The organism is Streptomyces sp. NPDC058221 (assembly GCF_042882365.1).
GTDB lineage: Bacteria > Actinomycetota > Actinomycetes > Streptomycetales > Streptomycetaceae > Streptomyces.
The window spans coordinates 24,833-45,393 of sequence record NZ_JBHVWF010000020.1; the positions used below are offsets into that span (position 1 = coordinate 24,833).

Annotated in this window: 16 protein-coding genes, 1 tRNA gene and 1 pseudogene; 9 read left to right on the plus strand and 9 right to left on the minus strand. The window is 70.7% G+C overall.

Features of this window, described 5'->3' with window-relative positions; genetic code table 11:
- Positions 1 to 14: 14 nt before the first annotated feature.
- The 4 genes from ACFVW8_RS09530 to ACFVW8_RS09545 all read right to left on the minus strand — a co-directional run bounded on the left by ACFVW8_RS09530 (position 15) and on the right by ACFVW8_RS09545 (position 6,146).
- Positions 15 to 2,423 (minus strand): polysaccharide lyase 8 family protein, encoded by a 2,409-nt coding sequence (locus tag ACFVW8_RS09530; protein WP_389687824.1) that lies wholly within the window; start codon positions 2,421 to 2,423, stop codon positions 15 to 17.
- Between the two features lie 56 nt (positions 2,424 to 2,479).
- On the minus strand, positions 2,480 to 3,844 hold the full coding sequence (locus ACFVW8_RS09535) for a M60 family metallopeptidase (RefSeq protein ID WP_389687826.1): 1,365 nt from the start codon (positions 3,842 to 3,844) through the stop codon (positions 2,480 to 2,482).
- A gap of 158 nt (positions 3,845 to 4,002) precedes the next feature.
- Positions 4,003 to 5,097 carry a LacI family DNA-binding transcriptional regulator gene (locus tag ACFVW8_RS09540; RefSeq protein WP_389687905.1) on the minus strand — a complete coding sequence of 365 codons (1,095 nt, stop codon included), beginning with the start codon at positions 5,095 to 5,097 and terminating at the stop codon, positions 4,003 to 4,005.
- 62 nt (positions 5,098 to 5,159) lie between these two features.
- Positions 5,160 to 6,146, minus strand: coding sequence for a hydroxyacid dehydrogenase (locus tag ACFVW8_RS09545; protein WP_389687827.1), 987 nt, complete (start codon positions 6,144 to 6,146; stop codon positions 5,160 to 5,162).
- Positions 6,147 to 6,485: 339 nt separating this feature from the next.
- On the opposite strand from ACFVW8_RS09545, the gene ACFVW8_RS09550 reads away from it, so the two are divergent.
- From ACFVW8_RS09550 to ACFVW8_RS09570, 5 genes are all read left to right on the plus strand, one after another.
- On the plus strand, positions 6,486 to 7,499 hold the full coding sequence (locus ACFVW8_RS09550; protein ID WP_389687828.1) for an ABC transporter permease: 1,014 nt from the start codon (positions 6,486 to 6,488) through the stop codon (positions 7,497 to 7,499).
- Between the two features lie 82 nt (positions 7,500 to 7,581).
- The gene (locus ACFVW8_RS09555) at positions 7,582 to 8,442 is read left to right on the plus strand and encodes a carbohydrate ABC transporter permease (RefSeq protein WP_389687907.1); all 861 of its coding nucleotides are present in this window, start codon (positions 7,582 to 7,584) and stop codon (positions 8,440 to 8,442) included.
- Positions 8,443 to 8,493: 51 nt separating this feature from the next.
- Entirely contained in the window at positions 8,494 to 10,167 is a 1,674-nt protein-coding gene (locus ACFVW8_RS09560; protein WP_389687830.1) for an extracellular solute-binding protein, read from the plus strand.
- Positions 10,167 to 11,642 (plus strand): M1 family metallopeptidase, encoded by a 1,476-nt coding sequence (locus ACFVW8_RS09565; protein ID WP_389687831.1) that lies wholly within the window; start codon positions 10,167 to 10,169, stop codon positions 11,640 to 11,642. The genes ACFVW8_RS09560 and ACFVW8_RS09565 overlap by 1 nt, the downstream gene beginning before the upstream one ends.
- Positions 11,639 to 13,852, plus strand: coding sequence for a right-handed parallel beta-helix repeat-containing protein (locus ACFVW8_RS09570; RefSeq protein ID WP_389687833.1), 2,214 nt, complete (start codon positions 11,639 to 11,641; stop codon positions 13,850 to 13,852). The genes ACFVW8_RS09565 and ACFVW8_RS09570 overlap by 4 nt, the downstream gene beginning before the upstream one ends.
- Positions 13,853 to 13,939: 87 nt before the next feature.
- On the opposite strand, the gene ACFVW8_RS09575 is transcribed toward ACFVW8_RS09570, so the two are convergent.
- On the minus strand, positions 13,940 to 14,659 hold the full coding sequence (locus ACFVW8_RS09575; protein WP_389687835.1) for a TetR/AcrR family transcriptional regulator: 720 nt from the start codon (positions 14,657 to 14,659) through the stop codon (positions 13,940 to 13,942).
- A 165-nt stretch (positions 14,660 to 14,824) separates the two neighbouring features.
- Here ACFVW8_RS09575 and ACFVW8_RS09580 point away from each other — a divergent pair, with 165 nt between their 5' ends.
- A complete protein-coding gene (locus tag ACFVW8_RS09580) occupies positions 14,825 to 15,772 on the plus strand; it encodes an NAD-dependent epimerase/dehydratase family protein (RefSeq protein WP_389687837.1) in 948 nt (315 codons plus the stop codon).
- Between the two features lie 340 nt (positions 15,773 to 16,112).
- Here the strand turns inward: ACFVW8_RS09580 and ACFVW8_RS09585 are convergent, their stop codons facing one another.
- Positions 16,113 to 17,015 (minus strand): transketolase family protein, encoded by a 903-nt coding sequence (locus ACFVW8_RS09585; RefSeq protein ID WP_389687839.1) that lies wholly within the window; start codon positions 17,013 to 17,015, stop codon positions 16,113 to 16,115.
- Positions 17,016 to 17,071: 56 nt separating this feature from the next.
- On the minus strand, positions 17,072 to 17,773 hold the full coding sequence (locus ACFVW8_RS09590; RefSeq protein ID WP_389687841.1) for a transketolase: 702 nt from the start codon (positions 17,771 to 17,773) through the stop codon (positions 17,072 to 17,074).
- 128 nt (positions 17,774 to 17,901) lie between these two features.
- On the opposite strand from ACFVW8_RS09590, the gene ACFVW8_RS09595 reads away from it, so the two are divergent.
- A tRNA-Pro gene (locus tag ACFVW8_RS09595) sits at positions 17,902 to 17,975 on the plus strand.
- A gap of 116 nt (positions 17,976 to 18,091) precedes the next feature.
- On the opposite strand, the gene ACFVW8_RS09600 is transcribed toward ACFVW8_RS09595, so the two are convergent.
- Both ACFVW8_RS09600 and ACFVW8_RS09605 read right to left on the minus strand, forming a co-directional pair.
- Positions 18,092 to 18,478: a VOC family protein gene (locus ACFVW8_RS09600; RefSeq protein WP_389687843.1), complete on the minus strand. Its 387-nt coding sequence runs from the start codon at positions 18,476 to 18,478 to the stop codon at positions 18,092 to 18,094.
- A complete protein-coding gene (locus tag ACFVW8_RS09605) occupies positions 18,475 to 18,768 on the minus strand; it encodes an ArsR/SmtB family transcription factor (protein ID WP_389687845.1) in 294 nt (97 codons plus the stop codon). The genes ACFVW8_RS09600 and ACFVW8_RS09605 overlap by 4 nt, the downstream gene beginning before the upstream one ends.
- A gap of 211 nt (positions 18,769 to 18,979) precedes the next feature.
- On the opposite strand from ACFVW8_RS09605, the pseudogene ACFVW8_RS09610 reads away from it, so the two are divergent.
- A pseudogene (locus tag ACFVW8_RS09610) lies at positions 18,980 to 19,388 on the plus strand (YciI family protein).
- Between the two features lie 8 nt (positions 19,389 to 19,396).
- Positions 19,397 to 20,542: an RNA polymerase sigma factor gene (locus ACFVW8_RS09615; protein ID WP_389687909.1), complete on the plus strand. Its 1,146-nt coding sequence runs from the start codon at positions 19,397 to 19,399 to the stop codon at positions 20,540 to 20,542.
- Positions 20,543 to 20,561: the final 19 nt, after the last annotated feature.

A 20,561-nucleotide genomic window follows, 5' to 3' on the forward strand; every position in this document is an offset into this window, starting at 1 on the left:
GCCAGGGGGTCGGGTTACTGAACGAGTTCGGCGTGGTGGGTATGGCCCCGGGAGCCGCCCACCTCGACGGTGAGGACGGTCCTGCTGCCCGGAACGACAGTCACGGTGTCATCGGCTTCCGCCACCGACCGCACCCGGAAGGGGAGTTCGACCGTGAGGGAGGTCTGTGTCCGGCCCGGATCTGCGACCGCGACGCCGACGTGCGGGCCCCGCCGCGTGACCAGCACCGAAGCCGGGCCGGAGGAGGTGATCCCGGCAGCTGAGCCGGCGCCCCAGAAGTGCACGGCGGTCAGTCCGGTCCGGCGGTCCTCGACGGCCTGCGCGGTGGAGTCGTTCGCGATGATCCGCACCGGCCGGGAGTGCGACCAGACCGAGGTGGCGGCGGCCGAAGCGCCGGGCAGCAGCACATACGCGTAGCCGCCGTCGGTGGGTGAGATCCCGTGATCCACCCAGAGCGTGAGATAGCGACGGGTGACGGGATCGGTGCTGCCGGCGGTGTCGGCCCCCGTGTCGATGGCACGCCAGGTGCCGGTGCGCTCTTCACGCAGGGCGTGCAGCGCTGCGCCCTCGGGGAACACATAGCCGCCGACACCGTCCAGATGGGCCCACCGGGCCCGGCCGAACGCACCGGCCCTGCCCTGGTCGACGGGCTGCGGAATCCCGTCGACCAGCAGCCGGCCCTGCCCCCGTGCGCCGAGGTTGCGGTTCTCGACGATCGTCTCGACGGGCCGGCCGTCGGTCGCGGTGATGCCGGCGCCGAGCGCCACCACCGCGTTGTTCAGCAGGAACCACGCTTTCCTCGTCCGGAGCGTGCTGCCCGGGGCGCCTGTCACCTCCATCGCGGCCACCGCGAAGCGGTCGTCCAGGACAGCCCCGCCGGCGACGGTGTTCGCCGGCCGATAGGTGGACGTACCGGCGTCGGAGCCGAGATCGTCACGGCGCCGGGTGTCGACCGTGGTGCCGGGGAGCCGGTAGGGATCGACGGTCGGCCAGAAGCCGTCGTTGAACTGCCCCAGGTCGTCTCCGGAGTACAGATACGTCATGCCGTCGCCGGTGTACCAGCCGTGCAGATTCTCCCCGTTGCCCGCCTCGTAGGCGGAGATCCGCTTCGACGACAGCGACAGTGCGAGGGCCCAGCCGGGGCGACGGTGCACCACCCGGTCCATGCCGGCGAGGACGAAGCTGCCTGTCGTGCGCGCCCCGGCGTGCACGGTCCGGTCGTTCAGCACGCCCTTGGCCAGAGCGAGTTGGGGAAGCGTGGCGAGGGCGGCGAACGGTGTGGTGCGGTTGCGCGTCAGCCAGCCCTTGGCCAGTGCCCGCCAGCGGTCCGCGTAGGAGGCGGGTGCGCCGGACGCGAGAAGGAGGATCGCCGCGACGGCCGCCGCACCGTCCCGGTGGTCACCCGCGCGTTCCCGGGAGACGGCCCGCCCGCGCACCGCGTCCATGATCAGCCCGTCGAAGACCACCGGTGCGAAACTCCGCTCCACGGCCTCGTACATCACCGAGACCAACGGATCGTCGACCGCCCATGGCGAGCCGGCGAGGAGCGCGAGCAGCCAGGCCGCACCGCCGAGCAGCACCGTGCCGTACGAGCCGGTGTACGCGACCACGTCGTGCTGGACGAACGAGCCGTCCTCGTAGAAACCGTCACCCGAACTCGTGTACTGGAAAAGGCTGTTGCGCCCCGAGTCACGCACATCAAAGAGCGCGTCACGGGCGGACGCCACCTTGGCGGCGTCCTTGCCCAGCAGTCCGCGCAGCGCCACGATCACGGCCTTGTCCGTGCGGTTGGCCCCCGTCTCGGACAGCGTAGGGGAGTTGGTGCGGCGGTCCGCGTCCGGGCAGAACCGGTCGACGACGCCCAGATAGTCCGTGAGATCAGCGGTGGACAGTGTGCCGCGGAGCAGTACGCAGCAGTCCATCAGTGCACGCGGCGCACCGATCTCCCAGAACCACCAGTTGCCGCTCTCCTTCGCCTCCGGGTGGTAGGCAGCGTCGTAAGCGAACCGCAGTGCGCCGAGCAGGGCGTCGGCGATGGCGGCGTCTCCCGCCAGGGCGGCGCCCGGCGTGGCCCATGCGGTGGCGAGGGTGCGCAGGCGTGTGTAGCTCTGCCCGAAGTTCCCCGGATCGGTGACGGGGGAGAGATCGGCCCACAGTGCGGTGCGTCCGGCGCTGCGGTCCAGGGTGTCCCACAGCTCCTCCGCCTCGCTGTCCAGGGTCGCGAGGGCGGCGGCGAAATCGGGATCGGCCGTGTCGAAACCGCCCCCGGTGGTGAGGCTCTCGGCCCGCAGGAGAAGCGCGTCGAAGTCCTGGCCGGCCGCCCGCTCCGCACCGGCGGCCTGTGCGGGGCCCGCCGGGACGAGCGCCGCACCGACGGCCGTGGCGCCACTCGCGGCGAGAAGGGTCCTTCTGGTCAGGTGCACGATGACTCCTTGTCCTGCGTTCCCTGGGATCTCTGCGTTCCTCGCGGCGCTCGGGCTCAGTCGGTGAGTGTGCTCGGGTCGACATCCGGCTGGGGAAGACGGAGAGCCGCCAGCTCGGCCCTGCCGACGGCGTCGACCGGGAACGCCCACGTGTTGACGAAGAAGTCCGTGAGGTCGTGTCCCGCGATGCGGCTGGAGTAGGTGGCCAGCGCCCGGTAGCGCTTCGCGTCCTCCGTGGAGCCGGACTGCGGGTTCTCCTCCCGCACCAGCTTGTGCAGCCGGGGCCAGAAGTCGTCCCCGAAGGCGAGCTCCAGCTGGCGCAGCGGCACGAGCTTCTCGTAGGCGCCGAAGGACTTCTCGTACGTCAGCCCGTCCGTGCCGAATTTGGCCCGTGAGGTCTGGAAGGCGGTGAGGCCGGTCTCCGGATCCACCGTGAGCAGGTTGGACGGCTGCTCCAGCGTACGCTGCGCGGCCAGCGAGTAGATGTTCACCGTGACCTCGGTCAGGCCGCCCGGCTTGTACGCCATCTGCTGGTGCAGGTGGCCGAGTTCGTGGTACAGCCCCCAGCCGCGGGTCCGCAGCCCCTCGACGGTCGTGGCCCGGTCGAGATAGGCGCGCGGGAAGCCGTTGTAGCCGTGCGTGGCGTACGCACCCACTCCGTCCGGCACCTTGCTGACCTCGGTGAAGTGGTACGGCCCCGCCTTGCGCCTGTGCACCGGCTTCGAACCGTCGAGGCCACTGATCCGGGCGTGCGAGTCGATGATCGTCCCGACCAGTCGGAGCAGTGCGGCGTGGTCCTCGTCGCGGTACTGCAGCGCGCCGTCGCGGGTCAGGGTCATGATCGTGTCCGGCCCGTGGAGTTCCACCCAGGGCGAGGCGGTGAGGGTGTCGAGCTGCCGTTGGTAGTCCGTCTCGGTGGTGCGGCCCAGGGCGAAGACCGGCATCGGGACCGCGCCGGAGCGGATGAGCACGTCTGCCTTCTCGCCGTTCCCGGTGAGGCTCAGATAGACGGGGCCGCCGTGCGGGTCGGTCACGGTGTTGGCGCCCGCCGCCAGCGGGTAGCTGCGCGGTTCGGTGATCTCGCCGTAGTAGTCCCAGGCGCCGATCCACAGGGTGGGCAGCAGACCGTCGTGCGGCCGGACGGTCACGGAGAGCGGTGTGGCCGTGGGTACGTACAGGCCCGTCGGCTGGAACTCGGAGCCGCGCAGGGCCTGTGCGAGCCGCAGCCGCTCGGCCTCGGCCGCGGGGCGGGCGGTCACGGTCAGGGTGACCGGCCGGCTGTGCGGCCTGCCGGCGGCGGCCCGGGCGGGCGGTGCGGTGGCGCCGAGCGCGGCCACCGCCGCGGCACCGGCCGCCGCGGTGAGCACGGAGCGGCGGCCGACCTGGGTGGGGAACGAGGCGGAGGGGGTGTGCTGACGCATGCGGAACTCTCCCTGCAGAAACGAATGAGGGGCGGAAGCGTGCGGAACGGGGTGGGGCGTGCCGTCAGCATGTAAGCGGTTGCTGTCGAGCCGCAAGGGGAGTCGAGAAGTTACTGTGATTTTCTATGGCCAACTGTGGACAGGCAGGAAGTAACCGGTCACATGAGCGTAGGCCGGTCCGCCCGTGGCCCGACGGAATCGCGTACCACGATGTGGGTGCCGAGCCGCAGCGCACCGGTGGTCGGCTCCCGCCAGTCGTCCTCGTCGCCGCCGGAGACGGCCAGCCGCACCGCCTGGCGCCCCATCTCCTCCAGTGGCACATGGACCGTGGTCAGCCGGGGGCGCAGCTCCTGGGCGACCGGGATGTCGTCGTACCCCACCAGTGAGATGTCCTTCGGCACGCGTAGGCCGGCCTCCTCCAGCGCCTGGGCCGCACCGGCCGCGACCACGTCGTTGGCGGCGAAGACGGCCGTGAACTCCAGCCCGTCCCGGAGTAGTTCGGTCAGCCGTCGGTAGCCGAAGTTACGGCTGAAGGCGCCGGGCTGGACCAGCTCGGGACCGGCGGCCACGCCGCGCAGCTCCAGGGCCCGCCGGTGTCCGGCCAGCCGGTCGCGGGTGGTGGAGAGCTTGGGCGGGCCGCCGAGGTAGAGGATGCGTTCGTGGCCCTGCATCAGCAGATGGTCGGTGATGGCGAAGGCGCCGCCCTCGTTGTCGTACTCGACGGCCGCTGTCGGGGCGGTGTCGCCCAGCGGCGGCCTGCCGCACAGCACCAGCTTGGATCCGCCCGCGTCCAGCTCGCGTGCCCGGCGGGCCAGCTCGGAGGTGTAGCCGCGGTCGGCGATGGAGCCGCCGACGACCACCACCGCGTCCGCCCGCCGCTCGTGCATCAGGTCGATGAACGCCAGCTCGCGCTGCGGGTCGCCCTGGGTGCAGCAGACCAGGCAGAGCCGTCCGCCGAGCGCGGCCTCGCGTTCCACGCCCCGCGCGATATAGGCGTAGAACGGGTCGATGACCTCGTTGACGATGATGCCGACGGTGCGGTTGGAGACACCGGCCAGCGCGCGGGCGTGCGCGTTGACCACGTAGCCGAGCTCGCGCATGGCCGACTCGACGCGTTCCCGGGTCGCCTCGGCGACGGGGTAGTTGCGGTTCAGGACACGCGAGACGGTGGCCGTCGAAACGCCTGCGCGCCGTGCGACATCGGTGACCGTCGCCCGCCGCTGTCCGTCCGCGGCCGTGCTCTGCCGGCGCATCCGGCTCACCCCCTGGTGGCTGTTGTGTGACGCCGAGCCTAGAGCCTGCGGCGGGTCGGGGTTCATGCGATCCTCCCCAGGTCGGCCCGGTGCACCGGGTGGCCGAAGGGCTCGGCCCGCGCGTACCGGGCCAGCTCCTCGACGGCGAGCGCCCCCAGCCGCCCGACCTCGTTGCCCTGGGCGCCCGCGAGATGCGGCGTGAGGAAGACGTTGGGCAGATCCCACAGCGGGTGGCCGGCCGGCAGCGGCTCGGGCGATGTCACGTCCAGGACCGCGTCGAGCCGGCCGCTGACCAGGTGTCCGGTCAGCGCCTCGGTGTCCACCAGCGGGCCGCGGGCCGTGTTGACGAGCAGCGTGCCGGGGCGCATCAGCCCGATCCGGCGGGCGTCGATGATCCCCCGGGTCTCGGGCGTGTCCGGGGCGTGCACGGTCACCACGTCGCTGGTGGCCACGAGCGTGTCCAGATCGGCAGGTGTGACACCGAGGAGCGCCGCCTCGGCGCCGCTCACGTACGGGTCGTACAGCAGCACCTCCGCGTCCAGGACCCGCAGCAGCTCGATGACCCGGCGGCCGATCCGGGAGGCGCCGACGACGCCCACGGTCAGCCCGTGGGTGCCCAGCCAGTGGTGCCGGTCGAGGTCGGCCCCGGTGCGGTGGGTGCGGCGGGCGCGGTAGAGCCCCGCCAGCGGGAACACCCGCTTCGCTCCCATGATGATCGCCGCCAGCGTGAACTCCGCCACCGGTACGGCATTGGCCGACGCGGCCGAGGAGACGACGATCCCGCGGTCGAAGGCCTCCGGGGACAGAAACGGTTTCACCGTGCCGGCCGCATGGATCACGGCCCGCAGCGCGGGTGCCCGGTCCAGCAGTGCGGCGTCCACGCGCGGGCAGCCCCAGCCGGTGAGCAGCACCTCGGCCTCGGCCAGTGCCGCGGTGGCGGCGGGGGAGTCGAACTCGCTGATCACGGACGGGGCGAGGAGGTCCGCGGTGTCCTCCAGCCGGGCCCGGACGGGAGGCGGGAAGACCTCGTCCAGCAGTCCGGGGCTCATGGCCAGGACCGTGCGCGGCCGCCTTGCGGGCGGGGTCGCGGCATCGGTACCGGATCGAGCCGGTGCCTCTTCGGTGGTTCGCACCCTGCCTCCGGACAGTAATCGCGTTCTATGGAATGACCGGCACGCTAAGGACCACGGCGGTCGACCGTCAAGGGCTATCCGCGTGCAACTGCCTGCTTTCATGCAGTATCTAGCTATTTTCTGGCATGGAATTCCCCTGGGGAGCAGCACGAAACAAAGACGTTCGCTCGGATCTCTTGACGCTGGGGTTAACCGCTTACTAACTTGCCGCCGCAGAAGGCTCACCACGCGCCACCCGGCCGAACAGGACGCACCATGGCTGACACAGCACCCCCGCTGCCGCGGGAAAAGCGGCGGCAGCGGGCCGACGAACCCGCTCCGCCCGATGCCCCGGCCGCAGCCGCGCCACACCGGCTGACGCTCGGTCAGCGGATCAAGCGCGACCGGGTGATGCTGCTGCTCACCCTGCCCGGCCTGCTCTACTTCGTCGTCTTCCACTACGTGCCGCTGCTCGGCTACGTGGTGGCGTTCCAGGACTACCAGCCGTACCTCGGATACATGCACAGCGTCTGGGTCGGCTTCGCCAACTTCTCCGCGGCGTTCGGCGAACCGGCCTTCTGGAGCGCGACGTTCAACACCCTGGAGATCGCCCTCATCCAGCTGGTGTTCTTCTTCCCGGTCCCGGTCGCCCTGGCTCTGCTGCTCAACAGCATCGCCAGCGACCGCATCAGGCGCTTCGTGCAGAGCGTCGTCTATCTGCCGCACTTCATCGGCTGGGTCATCATCGTCTCGATCTTCCAGCAGATCCTGGGCGGCGCCGGACTGCTGCCCGACGTGCTGGGAGGTCTGGGGCTGCCGCGCTACGACATGATGAGCGACCCGGACGCCTTCCCCTGGCTGCTGACCCTCCAAGTGGCCTGGAAGGACGCCGGCTGGGGCACGATCATCATCCTCGCCGCGCTGCTCAACATCGACCGGCAGAGTTACGAGGCCGCCGCGATCGACGGGGCGGGGCCCCGGCGCCGGCTCTGGCACGTGACGCTGCCGGGCATCGCCCCCGTACTCATCCTGCTGCTGATCCTCAACCTCGGGCAGATCCTCTCCGTCGGTTTCGAGCAGATCCTGCTCCAGCGTGACGCGGTCGGCCCGGACTCCGGTGAGGTCCTCGACACCTACGTCTACTACCACGGCATCAAGGACAACGACTGGGGCGTCGCCGCCGCCGTCGGACTCGTCAAGGCAGTCATCGGCACCGGACTCGTGCTGGGCGCGAACAAGCTCGCCCACCGACTCGGCCACGAAGGGGTGTACCGCGGTGCTGACCGCTGAGAAGACACGCGCCACATCCGGGACGACCGCGCCCGCGCCCCGGCCCGCCCGGCAGCGCAGGACCGACGGCAGACCGCCGTGGATGGAACGGCCGACCCGCATGGGCACGACCGCCAAAGCCGTGGCCGTCGTCGTGGTCGTCCTCGCCGTCGCCTATCCGCTGGTCGGCGTCATCGGCACGAGCTTCGCCTCGCAGACCGACATCATCAAGGCCTCCGGCCTCGTCCTGTGGCCCGACCACCCGAGCCTGGACGCCTACCGCACGATCTTCACGGGCGGCGTCGTCACCCGGGCGCTGCTCGTCTCCGTGGGCATCACCGTGTTCGGCACCCTGGCCAGCCTGCTCGTCACGGTCGGTATGGCCTACGGACTCTCCCGCCGCGAGGTCACCGGCTCTCGCCCCATCCTGATGATCGCCCTCTTCACCATGCTGTTCAACGCGGGCATCATCCCGAACTTCCTGCTGGTCAAGGGGCTCGGGCTGTACGACACCTACGCGGCGCTCGTCATGCCCACCCTGGTCAGCGCCTTCAACCTGGTCGTCCTGAGGTCCTTCTTCATGAGCCTGCCGGAGGAGCTCTACGACGCGGCGAAGGTCGACGGCGCGGGCGACTTCCGCATCCTGGTGCGCATCGTCCTGCCGCTCTCCAAGGCCGTCCTCGCTGTGATCAGCCTCTTCTACGCGGTGACGTACTGGAACGCCTTCTTCAACTCGCTCCTGTACCTCAACGACTCCGACAAATGGCCGCTGCCCATGGTGCTGCGGACGTACGTCCTCCAGGGCCAGAGCCTCAACTCGGCCTCGGCCGGCGAAGTGCTCGCCCCGCAGCAGGCCGTACAGATGGCGGTCCTGGTGATCGCCGTCGTCCCGATCCTCTGTGTCTACCCGTTCCTCCAGCGCTACTTCACCAAGGGCGTGCTCACCGGCGCGGTCAAGGGCTGAGCGCAGCCACCGCCCCCCACTCCTTCCCTCCCCTCTTCCAAGGAGATCCAGGTGCCGAGCTCAACCCCCATCAACCGCAGAGCCCTGTTCCGCATGGGTGCCGGCGTCGGTCTGGGACTTGCCGCCGCCCCGCTGCTCGCCGCCTGCGGTGACGGCGGCACGACCGCGACGGCCGAGGCCAAGAGCGCCTCGCTGCTCCCCGACACCGCGATCCGCAACATCGGTCTCAAGCCCGATCTGGCCGGCACCGCGGCCGGTGTCCCGCAGGGCTTCTTCAGCTACCCGGCCAAGCCGTTGCGGGCCACGAAGGCCACCCCGCTCAAGGGGGCGAAGCCGATCAGCGCGACGATGGAGACCTTCTCGCCGCCGCCGCCCTCGCGCGGCAAGAACGTCGCCTGGCAGGAGATCGAGAAGCTGCTCGGCGGCCAGGTGAGCATCACCGCCGTCCCTGCCGACGACTACGGCACCAAGTTCTCCACCATGATCGCCAGCGACAGCCTGCCGGACCTGTTCATGTACCCGGAGGTCGGCGGCGTCGACAACAAGTCCGCTTTCCTGCAGGCCAAGTGCGCCGACCTGACCCCGTACCTCGCCGGGGACAAGGCCAGGGACTACCCGAACCTGGCCGCGATTGCGAAGGGTGCCTGGCAGTCCGCCATCTTCGGCGGAAAGCTCTACGGCATCCCGATCGCGCGCACCGGGACGGGCGGCGCCGGTGTCTACCGTCACGACCTGTTCGAAGAGGCCGGCGTCACGAGTCTCGACCAGATCACCGGCCTCGACCGGTTCGTCGAGATCTGCAAGGAACTCACCCGCCCCAAGAAGGACCAGTACGCGATCATCGCGGGCGCCACCAGCATGCTCGCCATGTCCGCGGGCGCGCCGTACTACTGGCGGCTGGACGAGAAGACCGGCAAGTTCACCACCGACCTGGAGACTCCGGAGTTCCGCAAGGCGGTGGAGACGGCCCGGCTGCTGTACAGGGCGGGCTGCTTCTACCCGGGCACCCTCCAGATGTCCGGGGCGCAGAAGGCCCAGTACACGGACATGTTCAAGAACGGCAAGGGTGCCTACGTCTACGACGGGATGCCCACCTACCTGGCGCCCGGCGTCGGCTACGTCGCAGCGATGAAGGCGGTCGACAAGAAGTACGACCCGCGCCCGTTCGTACCGGTCGGCAAGGACGCCATCGCCTGGATGGACAACGTCGAGCTGCAGAACACCCACATCAAGAAGGCATCCGGGGACCGCGTCAAGGAGATCCTGGCGTTCGCCGACTTCGCCGCCTCGCCGTTCGGCAGCCTGGAGTACACGCTCATCAACTACGGGGTCGAGGGCAAGGACTTCACCCGTGACGCCCAGGGCAACCCGGCGCTGACCAAGCAGGGCACCCAGGACGTCACCGTGCCCTGGAAGTTCGTGGCCTCCGCCGTACCCGCGATCTTCAGCGCCGACTCCGAGCAGGGTGTGCGCCACGTCCACGACACGTTCACCAGGATGATCCCGATCATGGAGCAGGACCCGACGCTCCAGTATTCCTCGCCCACCTGGGACTCGAAGGGCTCCGGCAGCCTCAACACGCTGAAGGGGGACGCCCTGAAGGACATCATCTCCGGCCGCAAGCCGATGTCGGCCTACGACCAGCTGGTCAAGGACTACCTGGCCAAGGGTGGCGAGAAGGCCCGCGGCGAGTTCGAGGAAGCCTTCCAGAAGGGCAAGAAGTGATGACGGCTCCCACCAGCAGGCGAACCGCCCTGAGGCTCGGCGGGGCCGCGCTCACCGCAGCCGTCGCCGTACCGGCCCTCGGCGCGCCGGCCGCCGCGCTACCGCACCGCTTCGACCCGAAGCCGGGTTCCGACGGAGTCGGCGACCCGCTCTTCCCGACACTCGGCAACGGCGGCTACCAGGTCCTCCACTACGACCTGACCTTCGACTTCACCCCGGTGACGTACGACTTCACCGCGACAGTGAAGATCAACGCCAAGGCCACCCAGGACCTTTCGGCCTTCAACCTGGACACCGACGGCCACACCATCGACTCCGTCACCGTCACAGGCCGCCCCGCCACTTGGGAACTGACACCCGGTCAGAGCGGCCAGGAGTTCACCGTCACCCCGGCCCGCCCGCTCCACGACGGGCAGGCGTTCACCACCGAGATCCGCTACCGGGGCAACGGCAAGGCGCCCCGGCTCGGTCTCACCGGCTGGGCGTTCGGTGCCGACGGCGGCTTCGCCTCGGCCGCCCAGTCCTCGCGCGCCGACACCTTCCTGCCGTGCAACGACACCCCGTCCGACAAGGCGACGTGGACCTTCCACATCAGCGCCCCCGAGGGTTTCGTCGCCACCGCCAACGGCGAGCTGACCCACCGGACTCCGCGCGCCGACGGTTCCACGGTCTGGCACTTCGCCCTGCGCGAGCGGATGGCCACCGAACTGATCGGCATCGCCGTGGTCAAGGGCACCTACCTCTACGGCTCCAGCCACCGCGGCCTTCCGCTGCGGCACATCGTGCCGCAGGGCGAGGAGGAGAGGTACGGCCCGATCGTGGCCCGTACAGCCGACCATCTCGCCTGGCTGGAAGCGAAGTTCGGCCGCTACCCGTTCTCCGTCTACGGGCTCCACATCTACGGCGGCTACACCGACGCCCTGGAGAACCAGACCCTGTCCCTGTTCGCCACCAGCTGGTTCAAGCCCGACGCCAACGGCCGGCCCGGCTACGAGACCACCATGGTGCACGAGCTGGTCCACCAGTGGTTCGGCGACTCCGTCACCCCGGACGACTGGCAGCAGGCCTGGCTGAACGAGGGCCCGGCCGTGTACTACGCGGGTCTGTACGGCGAGGAGCGCGGCTGGTCCGTCCTCGCCGACAAGATGAAGGCGACATACGAGAAACTCGACGCCGTCCGCGCGGCCGACGGTCCGCCCGGACTGCCGAAGGCGCTCGGAGGCACGAACATCTACGACGGTGGCGCACTCGTCCTCTATGCCCTGAGCCTGCGGGCCGGGCAGCGGAAGTTCGACCACGTCATGCGCGAGTGGGCCAGGCGTTTCAGGGACTCCACGTACACCAGCGAGGACTTCATCCGGCACACCGTCGGCGTCACCGGCGACAGAGCCCTGGACCCGTTCCTGCGCGACTGGCTCTTCGGCGCCGTCAACCCGCCCATGCCCGGCCACCCCGACTGGAAGGCCACCGCGTGAACCGCACCGTGAACCTCGTACGAGGAACCGCCGCTGCCGCCACCGCCGCATTTCTGGCCGCGCTCCTCGCCGCCCCGGGCGCCCAGGCGGCACCCGGCGCCCGCACGCTGTACGCGGCCCCGGACGGCCGGGGATCCTCCTGCACCGTCGCCCGCCCCTGCAGCCCGGAAGGCGCCCGGGACCAGGCCCGGACGGAGACCGGGCGTGCTGTCCGGATCCTCCTCAAGGACGGCACGTACAAGCGCGACCAGCCCCTGACGCTGGGCGCGGCCGACTCCGGCGGGAACGGCCGCACGGTCACCTGGAGCGCCGCCCCGGGAGCCCACCCCGTCCTCTCCGGCGGACAGGACATCACCGGCTGGCGGAAGAACACCGACGGCACCTGGAGCGCCGACGTCCCCACCGGTGTCACCCCGCGCCAGCTCTTCGTCGACGGCAGACGGGCCACCCGCGCCCGCGGCGAGGCCTGCGCCGCGAGCACCTGCGACGCGACCTCCACCGGCATGACCGGGGCCACCGCGACCGGAATCGACCACTGGCAGCGGCCCACCGATGCCGAGGCCGTCATCCGGGTCCGCTGGCGCAACTACCACTGCCGCATCGCGGGCGTCAGCGGCGACACCATGTCCTTCGTCCAGCCCTGCTGGACCAACTCGGCGAGCGGCACCGACCGCACCGGACCCGCCTGGGACTCCACCGCCGTCGACTCCACCCGCTACAGCGGTGTCGCCTTCTTCGAGAACGCACCCGAACTCCTCGACCAGCCGGGCGAGTTCGTCTGGGACTCGGAGGGCCGCACGGTCACCTACCTGCCGCGCAAGGGCGAGAACATGCGCCGGGCGCGGGCCGTCACCCCGCACACCGAACAGCTGCTCGTCGTCGACGGCGCCCACGACGTCACCGTCAGCGGGATCGGCTTCGCCTACGCGGCGTACCGGCAGCCCGGCACCGACGAGGGCTATGCGGGCATGCAGGCCGGCCTCACCCTGACCGGAGCCACCGGCCCCGTCGACCACGCGGGCCGCTTCTACACGAAGCCGTCCGCCGCGGTCACCGTCCGGGGCGGACGGCAAGTGAGCATCGACAGCGGCCGGTTCAGCCATCTCGGTGGAGCCGGAGCGATCCTGGAGGCCGGCACCAAGGACAGCTCGCTGACCCGGTCGGTCTTCACCGACCTGTCATCGGGCGCCGTGTACGTCGGCGACACCGAACCGATGCCGGAAGCCTCGCTGTCGGGGGAGGGCAACACCATCGCCCACAACACCATCACGCACTCCGGCGTCGAGTACACCGACTCGGTGGGCATCTGGGCCGGTTACGAGTCCGGGCTGAGCATCGACCACAACAGCCTGGACCACCTTCCGTACTCCGCGATCTCGGTCGGCTGGGGCTGGAACCAGCCCGAGGCCCAGAAGTCCGTACTGCGCGACAACAAGGTGACGGCCAACCGCATCACCGATGTCATGGAGGTCGCACAGCAGCAGCACGACGGCGGCGCGATCTACACCCAGGGCTCCCAGCCCGGCACGGTGCTCAGCGGCAACTACATCAACCGCTCCGCGTACGGCAACACCGAGCGCGACGGCAACGGCATCTACCTCGACGAGCAGTCGTCGCACATCACCGTCGAGCGCAACGTCATCACCCGCATCGGCTACAAGTGGGTGTCCAACTGGGCGGATTACGGAGTGCGGAACACCGCCCGCGGCAACTGGACGGACACCGCCGCCCCCGCCCTCGGCGGCACCGGATCCGTCATGACGGACAACCACACCGGCCTGGACCGGCTGCCCGCCGAAGCCCTCGCCGTCGCCGCACGGGCGGGCGCCCACGGCAGCCCGGCCGAGCAACTGCGCACCGATCTGGCCCGCACCGGCACGGCCACCCAGTCCTCGACCGAGGGAACGGCGACGGCGGAGCTGGCCCTGGACGCCGACACCAACACGGACACCCGCACGCTCTCCGAGGCGGGCGCCCGGTGGCAGGTGGACCTCGGCGCCGTCCGGCACGTCCGGCAGGTCGAGATCTGGAACGACGCCTCCTCCACGACGGCCGACTTCGACGTCGTCACGGACGACGGCACCGTGCACGTCAGCGGGAAGGCGCTGCGTCCCACGCTGGTGAACCTCGACAGCCGGACCCGCACGGTGAGGATCGTGACGTCCGGGACGGGCCGGGTGGCCCTTTCCCAGGTGCTCGTCCACTCCTGACACCCCGCACATCCACACACACCGATCGCCGGACCGGCCCCCGGGGCCCGCCCGGCGATCCGCGTCGTGCGCCCGCGGCCGGGGCACTCACTCCAGCCCGAACGCGTCCGCCAGCATCCCTGCCTGCGCGTCCAGCAGGGTGTCCCCGCCGTGCCCCATCCCGTCGAACTGGCCCGCCGCCTCCAGCCCCACCGATCCGTGCAGCTGCGCCCACGCGAGGAGCGCACCGGCCAGCGCCACGGCAGCGATCACCGTGTCGGCGTCGGCCGCGTACTCGGCCACCCAGCCGCCCACGGACGGGTCGGCGTCCAGCCAGGCCCGCATCTGCGCCACCACCGGCGCCACACCCGACCCGGGCGACCCGCCGGCGAACACCGGGAGGAACGGCCCGAGTACCGCGCGGGCCCGGTCCAGGGTGTCGGCGGGTGCGACATACCCCGGCACCGGAGCGCCCTGGATCAGGAGATAGCGGTGCGGCTCCCCGACGGCCCAGGCGCGGTAGGCCGCCGCGAGCGCGTGCAGCCGCTCGCGCGGGCTCTGCGAAGCGGTCACCGACCGGGCGGCCGCTGCCCCGATGGCCGTGGCGGCGTCGTCGTACGCATCCCTGATCAGCGCGTGCAGCAGATCGTCGCGGCCGGCGAAGTAGCGATAGAGCGCCGGCCCGGACAGGCCCATGTCCTTGGCGATCCGGGTGAGCGCGAGTGCCGCCACACCCCCGTCGGCCAGCTGCCGCAGGGCCGCTTCCTTGATCTCCGCCCGGGTCCGCTCCCGGTACCGGGCCCGCGGTCCCTGTTGCGCCTCGGCCATTTCAGGCCCCTTCCGCTAGGCAAGCTCACTTCAGTTACGGAGTCTAACAGTCGACCTTGCGAGGATGCATTGCGAGAGTTACTGTCTCTAACAGAAGTGAAAAGCCATAGCGATCCGGTGCGCAGAGGCGAGCCGGGAAGCCGTACGCATCACAGGGAGTACGCCATGACCGCAGCACGCGACCTTCAGGTGGTTCTCGGGGCAGGCCCCGCCGGAACCGCCCTCGCCGTCGAACTCGCCCGCCGCGGCCACCCGGTCCGGCTCGTCGACCGGGCGGGCGGCGGACCGGCGATCGAGGGCGTCGACCGGTTCGCCGCCGATGTCGCCGACGCGGAGGGGGCGCGGGCGGCGGTCGAGGGGGCGGCCGTCGTCTACCACTGCGTGAATGTGGGCTACCACCTCCAGGTCGAGGTCATGCCGCGGATCCAGCAGGCCGTGCTGGCGGCGGCAGAGGCGGAAGGGGCCCGCCTCGTCGTGCTCGACACGCTCTACCCGTACGGCGAGACGCACGGCGCGGTCATGACCGAGGACACCCCGTGGAACGCGACCACCCGCAAGGGGCTGATGCGCGCCGAGCTCGACGCCCGCTACCTCGCCGCGCACGCCGAGGGCAGGCTGCGGGTCGTGCTGGGCCGGTCGGCCGACTTCGTGGGGCCCGGTGTCCTCAACTCCACCCTGGGCGGTGCGGTGTTCCCGGCCGCACTGACCGGGGGAGAGGTCCCGGCGTTCGGCGACATAGACCTGCCGCACAGCTACACGTACATCGGTGATGTCGCCGCGGGCCTCGCGACGCTGGGTGAGAATCCGAACGGTGACGGCCGGGTCTGGCACCTCCCGACGGCCCCGGCGCTCACCACCCGCCGGATCCTGTCCATGGTCGAGGAGCGGGTCGGCCGTCCGCTGGACCTGACCGTCGTCGCCGAACCGCGGCCCTTCGGACCGTTCGACGAGGTGTTCATGGCCGAGTACGCCGAGATGTTCTACCAGCACACGGAGGCGCAGATCGTCGACTCCTCGGCCATCGAGAAGGCGTACGGCCTCGTCCCGAGCCCGATCCCGGCGACCCTCGACGCCACGCTCGCGTGGTACGGAGAACTGCTCGCCGCGCACTGAGTGAGGGCGGCCGCGGCCGTCACGGGTGGCTGCCCGCCGGCCCTGCGCGTCCGCAGGGTCGGGCCGCGGCCCCCCGAGAGGTTGAAGCGGAGCCAGTCCAGTGCGAACAGATCGGCGCAGGCGACCTGTCGGGCGTCAGCCGTCCGGCTCCCGGCGTCGCTCCGGGGTCTCCGTAAGGCGCGGCGGATCGAGGGGCGGCGGCTCATGGGCGCTCCCTGCGCGGGAGATGCCGGCACGGGGGTTGGGAAGCGCTTTCTGAAGTATGCCGTCAGATCAGGTTCACGTCTTCCGCGCGGTCAATGGGTCCGGTGCCCGGCTCCGTGCCCCCGCCGCCCGCCACTCAACGGCCCAGAAACGCGCCGATCCGCTGCTGCAGCCCTCGCGGATCCAGGCCGTGGGCGGCGAGATGCTCGTCCATCTGCCCGTACCGGCGCAGTTCCTCGCGGGCCACGCCGAGCCCCAGGACCCGGTGGGGGAGCGCGGCGAGTGCGTCGTTGGCCGCGGTCGTGGAGGTGCCCGCCAGGTACGGCTCGACGATCACGACGTCGGCGGCCTGCTGCTCACCCACCGCCCGGCGCAGGCCGTCCCCGTCGAACGGCCGGACGGTCGTCGCGTACAGCACGGTCGCGTCGAGTCCTTCGGTCGCGGCGAGCACGTTGTCGAGCATCGGACCGACGGCGATCACCACGCCGCCCGTCCCCTCACGCACGGTGGTGAATCCGGCCGTCCCGCCGACCGGGCGCGCCCGGTCGTTGGACTGCAGTGACAGCCGCACGTAGACGCGGCCGTCCCCGGCGGCGGCTTCCCGCAGCAGCGCCTCGGCCTCGTCGGGGTGCCCCGGCACGTGCACCGTCCAGTCGTCGAGAGTGTCCAGGAGGGCGACGTCCCCCGGCGACATATGGGTGAAGCCGCCGGCCGGCCAGTCGTACGAGGCGCCGGCGCTGACCAGTACTCCGCCCACACCCTGGTGGCCGAAGTCCAGCTTCACCTGTTCGAAGGGGCGCTCCACCAGGAAGCTCGCGAAGGTGTGCACGATCGGCCGCAGTCCGGTGAGCGCCATTCCGGCCCCCGCACCGATGAGCAGCTGTTCCCGGATGCCGACGTTGACGACGCGGTCGGGATGGGTCTGCTGGGCGCGCTCGAAGCCGTCCCGGCTGATCTCGGCCAGCACGAGCGCCAGCCGCGGGTCCTCGTGGAGCAGGCGTGAGGCGGTCGAGATGAATCGGTCCCGCATCGTGTCCATGGGAGGTCTTCCTCTGCTTTCTGTTCGAACATTCCGTCGGATGGATGGCGCGGAGCTCAGCGCTTGGGGGCGACCCGGGCGATCACGGCCCGCGGCTGTCCGGGGTGCGGTGCGGTGAAGGCGGCGTACAGCTCTTCGTGGTCCCGCCCGTCCACGGATGCGGTCGACCAGCCCGCGGTCGCGAAGCGGTCGGCGATGCCGCCGGGGCGGCCGTACGATGCCGACGCGTTGTCGATCACGACGGTGTGCAGCCGGTCGAGGCCCGCGGGGCCCGCGTAGGCGATCGCCTCGTGGTTGCTTCCTTCGTCCAGCTCGGCGTCCCCGGTCAGCACCCACACCCGGGGGCCGGTCAGCCCCTGGGCGCGCAGCCCCAGCGCGGTCCCCACGGCCAGCGGCAGCCCGTGTCCGAGCGAGCCGCTGCCGATCTCGGCGCCGGGCACCAGCATCCGGTCGGGATGGTGACCGAGCGGTGAGTCGTACGAGCCGAAGCCGGCCAGCAGCTCCTCGTCGAAGAATCCGTGCGCGGCGAGGACGGCGTAGTACGCCATCGGCCCGTGCCCCTTCGACAGCAGGAAGCGGTCGCGGTCGGGTGCGTCCACTGATTCCGGGGTCACCCGGAGCACTCGGGCGTACAGCACCCACAGGGCGTCGAGCGTCGAGGTGGCGGCGGGGCCGTGCTTCTCGTCGCCGGTCATCAGGCTCATCAGCCGGTTCAGATCGCGGTACGCGGGCGCGGGGGCTGTGGTCGTCTTCGTCATGTGCCACAGCGTTCAACATCAAGCGCGGTTGAGGTCAAGGACCAAAGGCGTTCGTAAGTACCGGTTGAAGTGCGGTATTGTTCTCATGCGCGTTCGGCCAGGGGGAAACCCCCAGGTCAGGCGGGTATCGGGACGTGGCGCAGCTTGGTAGCGCACTTGACTGGGGGTCAAGGGGTCGCAGGTTCAAATCCTGTCGTCCCGACGATGCACGAGGGCTTCGAGCCCGGATCAGGGCCTTGCTCCACTTCGGTGGAGCAAGGCCCTTGATCGTTTTAGGGGGCATCGCCTCCGAGGGGAGGCGGAGGGCCCCTGGGAGGCTTACCTGCTGTGCAGGATCTGGATCAGGTTGCCGCAGGTGTCGTCAAGGACCGCAGTGGTGACCGGACCCATCTCCAGCGGCTCCTGGGTGAAGTGCACCCCGAGCCCGCGCAGCCGGTCGAACTCCGCCGGCACGTCGTCCACGGCGAAGGCGGCGAGAGGAATGCCGTCCTTGGCCAGCCCGTCCCGGTATGCCTTCACCACGGGGTGTTCGCAGGGCTCCAGCAGCAGTTCGGTGCCTTCGGGCGCCTCCGGTGAGACCACGGTCAGCCACCGTGCCTCGCCCAGCGGAACATCATCCTTCTTCACGAAGCCGAGAGCCTCGGTGTAGAAGCGCAGGGCCTTTTCCTGGTCGTCGACGAAGACGCTGGTCCGGTGGATCTTCATGGGGTGCTCTCCGGGGTGCCGGGCCTGAGCCACCGGGTCACGATGTGCTCAAGGGGTTCGGTGTTGAGGTCGTGGAACTTGTAGCGGCCCTGACGCCGTGAAACGACCAGTCCCGCGGACTCCAGTACGGCCAGATGCTGGCTGATCGCCTGCCGGGACAGCCCCAGGCCGTACTTGGTCACCAGTCGTGCACAGATCTCGAACAGGGTCTGGCTGTCCCGTTCCCGCAGCTCGTCGAGGATGTGCCGGCGGGTGGGGTCGGCCAGCGCCTTGAAAACATCATCCGCCATGCCGGTCAGAATAGGCAAGTGCTGGCTTGCCTATCAAGTCGGGTGTTTCGGAGAGGGCCGGGCGTGACACCACATGCAGGGTGATGCTCGCGAGCCCCGTCCGAAGAATCCGTGCGGAAGACGCGGACTCGGATGTCGAGAAGCCGTGACCGGCTCCGTCCCCGCAGTGAATGCGACCAGAATGGTCCGCACCAGCACCGAGGAGAAGACGATGGCCAAGTACCTGCTGCTGAAGCACTACCGCGGCGCCCCTGAAGCGGTGAACTGCGTTCCCATGGACCAGTGGACGCCACAGGAGATCTCGGACCACGTGCAGTACATGAACGACTTCGCGGGGCGGCTGGAGAAGACCGGCGAGTTCGTCGACAGCCAGGCGCTCGCCCCCGGGGGGAGCGTGGGTCCGCTACGACGGTGAGGGACGCCCGCCGGTCACCGACGGACCGTTCGCGGAGACCAAGGACGTCATCGCGGGATGGATGGTCATCGACGTCGACAGCTACGAGCGCGCCGTCGAGCTGGCCGGGGAGCTGTCGGCCGCCCCCGGCGCGGGCGGGGAGCCGATTCATGAATGGCTTGAGTTGCGCCCGTTCCTGACCGAGATGCCCACCGTCACGGAGTGACCTCTCAGGTGAACGAGACTCTGCTCCGGAGCCTCACGCCGAGCGTGCTCGGGATCCTCGTCCGCCGCGGAGCAGACTTCGCGGCGGCCGAGGACGCCGTGCAGGACGCGCTGCTGGAGGCGGTCCGAGTCTGGCCGGCCGAACAGCCGCGGGACCCGAAGGGCTGGCTGGTCACCGTGGCGTGGCGGCGGTTCCTCGACGCGACCCGGGCGGAATCGGCCCGCCGCCGGCGTGAGGGCCGCTTCGACGAGGAGCCGGAGCCCGGGCCCGCCCGCGCGGTCGACGACACGCTGCAGCTCTACTTCCTGTGCGCCCATCCGAGCCTGACGCCGTCGTCCGCCGTCGCGCTCACCCTGCGGGCCGTCGGCGGGCTCACCACCCGCCAGATCGCCCGGGCCTACCTGGTGCCCGAGGCGACCATGGCGCAGCGCATCAGCCGGGCCAAGCGCACCGTCTCCGGCGTGCGGTTCGACCGTCCCGGCGACGTCGCGACCGTGGTGCGCGTCCTCTACCTGGTCTTCAACGAGGGCTACTCGGGCGACGTCGACCTCGCCGCCGAGGCGATCCGGCTCACCCGGCAGCTCGCGGCCGTGATCGATCACCCCGAGGTGGCGGGGCTGCTCGCGCTCATGCTGCTGCATCACGCCCGGCGTGCGGCCCGGACCGGACCCGACGGCGCCCTGGTGCCGCTGGCCGACCAGGACCGGAGCCGGTGGGACACGGGGGCGATCGCCGAGGGGGTCGAGATCCTGCAGGCGGCCCTGGCGCGCGACCGGCTGGGGGAGTTCCAGGCGCAGGCCGCCATCGCGGCACTCCACGCCGACGCGCCCGCGGCCGAGGAGACCGACTGGGTGCAGATCGTCGAGTGGTACGACGAGCTCGCACGCCTGACCGACAGCCCGGTCGTCCGGCTGAACCGGGCGGTCGCCGTGGGGGAGGCCGACGGTCCGCGCGCCGGCCTGGCGGCGCTCGCGGTGCTGGACGACTCTCTGCCCCGCCATGCCGCCGTGGCGGCATACCTCCACGAACGCGACGGCGATCCGGTGACGGCGGCACGGCTGTACGCGGAGGCGGCCCGAAAGGCACCCAACCTCGCCGAGCGCGACCACCTGACGCGACAGGCCGCCCGGCTCAACGCCGGTCGCGGCGGCTGACGGCTCGTGTCCGGATGGG

What these genes read in the sequence shown, in the direction of transcription:
- ACFVW8_RS09535 (WP_389687826.1), bottom strand. Translation starts at nt 3,844, where the DNA reads ATGCGTCAGCACACCCCCTCCGCCTCGTTCCCCACCCAGGTCGGCCGC.
- ACFVW8_RS09565 (WP_389687831.1), top strand. Translation starts at nt 10,167, where the DNA reads ATGACGGCTCCCACCAGCAGGCGAACCGCCCTGAGGCTCGGCGGGGCC.
- ACFVW8_RS09585 (WP_389687839.1), bottom strand. Translation starts at nt 17,015, where the DNA reads ATGGACACGATGCGGGACCGATTCATCTCGACCGCCTCACGCCTGCTC.
- ACFVW8_RS09545 (WP_389687827.1), bottom strand. Translation starts at nt 6,146, where the DNA reads ATGAGCCCCGGACTGCTGGACGAGGTCTTCCCGCCTCCCGTCCGGGCC.
- ACFVW8_RS09600 (WP_389687843.1), bottom strand. Translation starts at nt 18,478, where the DNA reads ATGAAGATCCACCGGACCAGCGTCTTCGTCGACGACCAGGAAAAGGCC.
- ACFVW8_RS09605 (WP_389687845.1), bottom strand. Translation starts at nt 18,768, where the DNA reads ATGGCGGATGATGTTTTCAAGGCGCTGGCCGACCCCACCCGCCGGCAC.
- ACFVW8_RS09540 (WP_389687905.1), bottom strand. Translation starts at nt 5,097, where the DNA reads ATGCGCCGGCAGAGCACGGCCGCGGACGGACAGCGGCGGGCGACGGTC.
- ACFVW8_RS09580 (WP_389687837.1), top strand. Translation starts at nt 14,825, where the DNA reads ATGACCGCAGCACGCGACCTTCAGGTGGTTCTCGGGGCAGGCCCCGCC.
- ACFVW8_RS09555 (WP_389687907.1), top strand. Translation starts at nt 7,582, where the DNA reads ATGGAACGGCCGACCCGCATGGGCACGACCGCCAAAGCCGTGGCCGTC.
- ACFVW8_RS09590 (WP_389687841.1), bottom strand. Translation starts at nt 17,773, where the DNA reads ATGACGAAGACGACCACAGCCCCCGCGCCCGCGTACCGCGATCTGAAC.
- ACFVW8_RS09550 (WP_389687828.1), top strand. Translation starts at nt 6,486, where the DNA reads ATGGCTGACACAGCACCCCCGCTGCCGCGGGAAAAGCGGCGGCAGCGG.
- ACFVW8_RS09575 (WP_389687835.1), bottom strand. Translation starts at nt 14,659, where the DNA reads ATGGCCGAGGCGCAACAGGGACCGCGGGCCCGGTACCGGGAGCGGACC.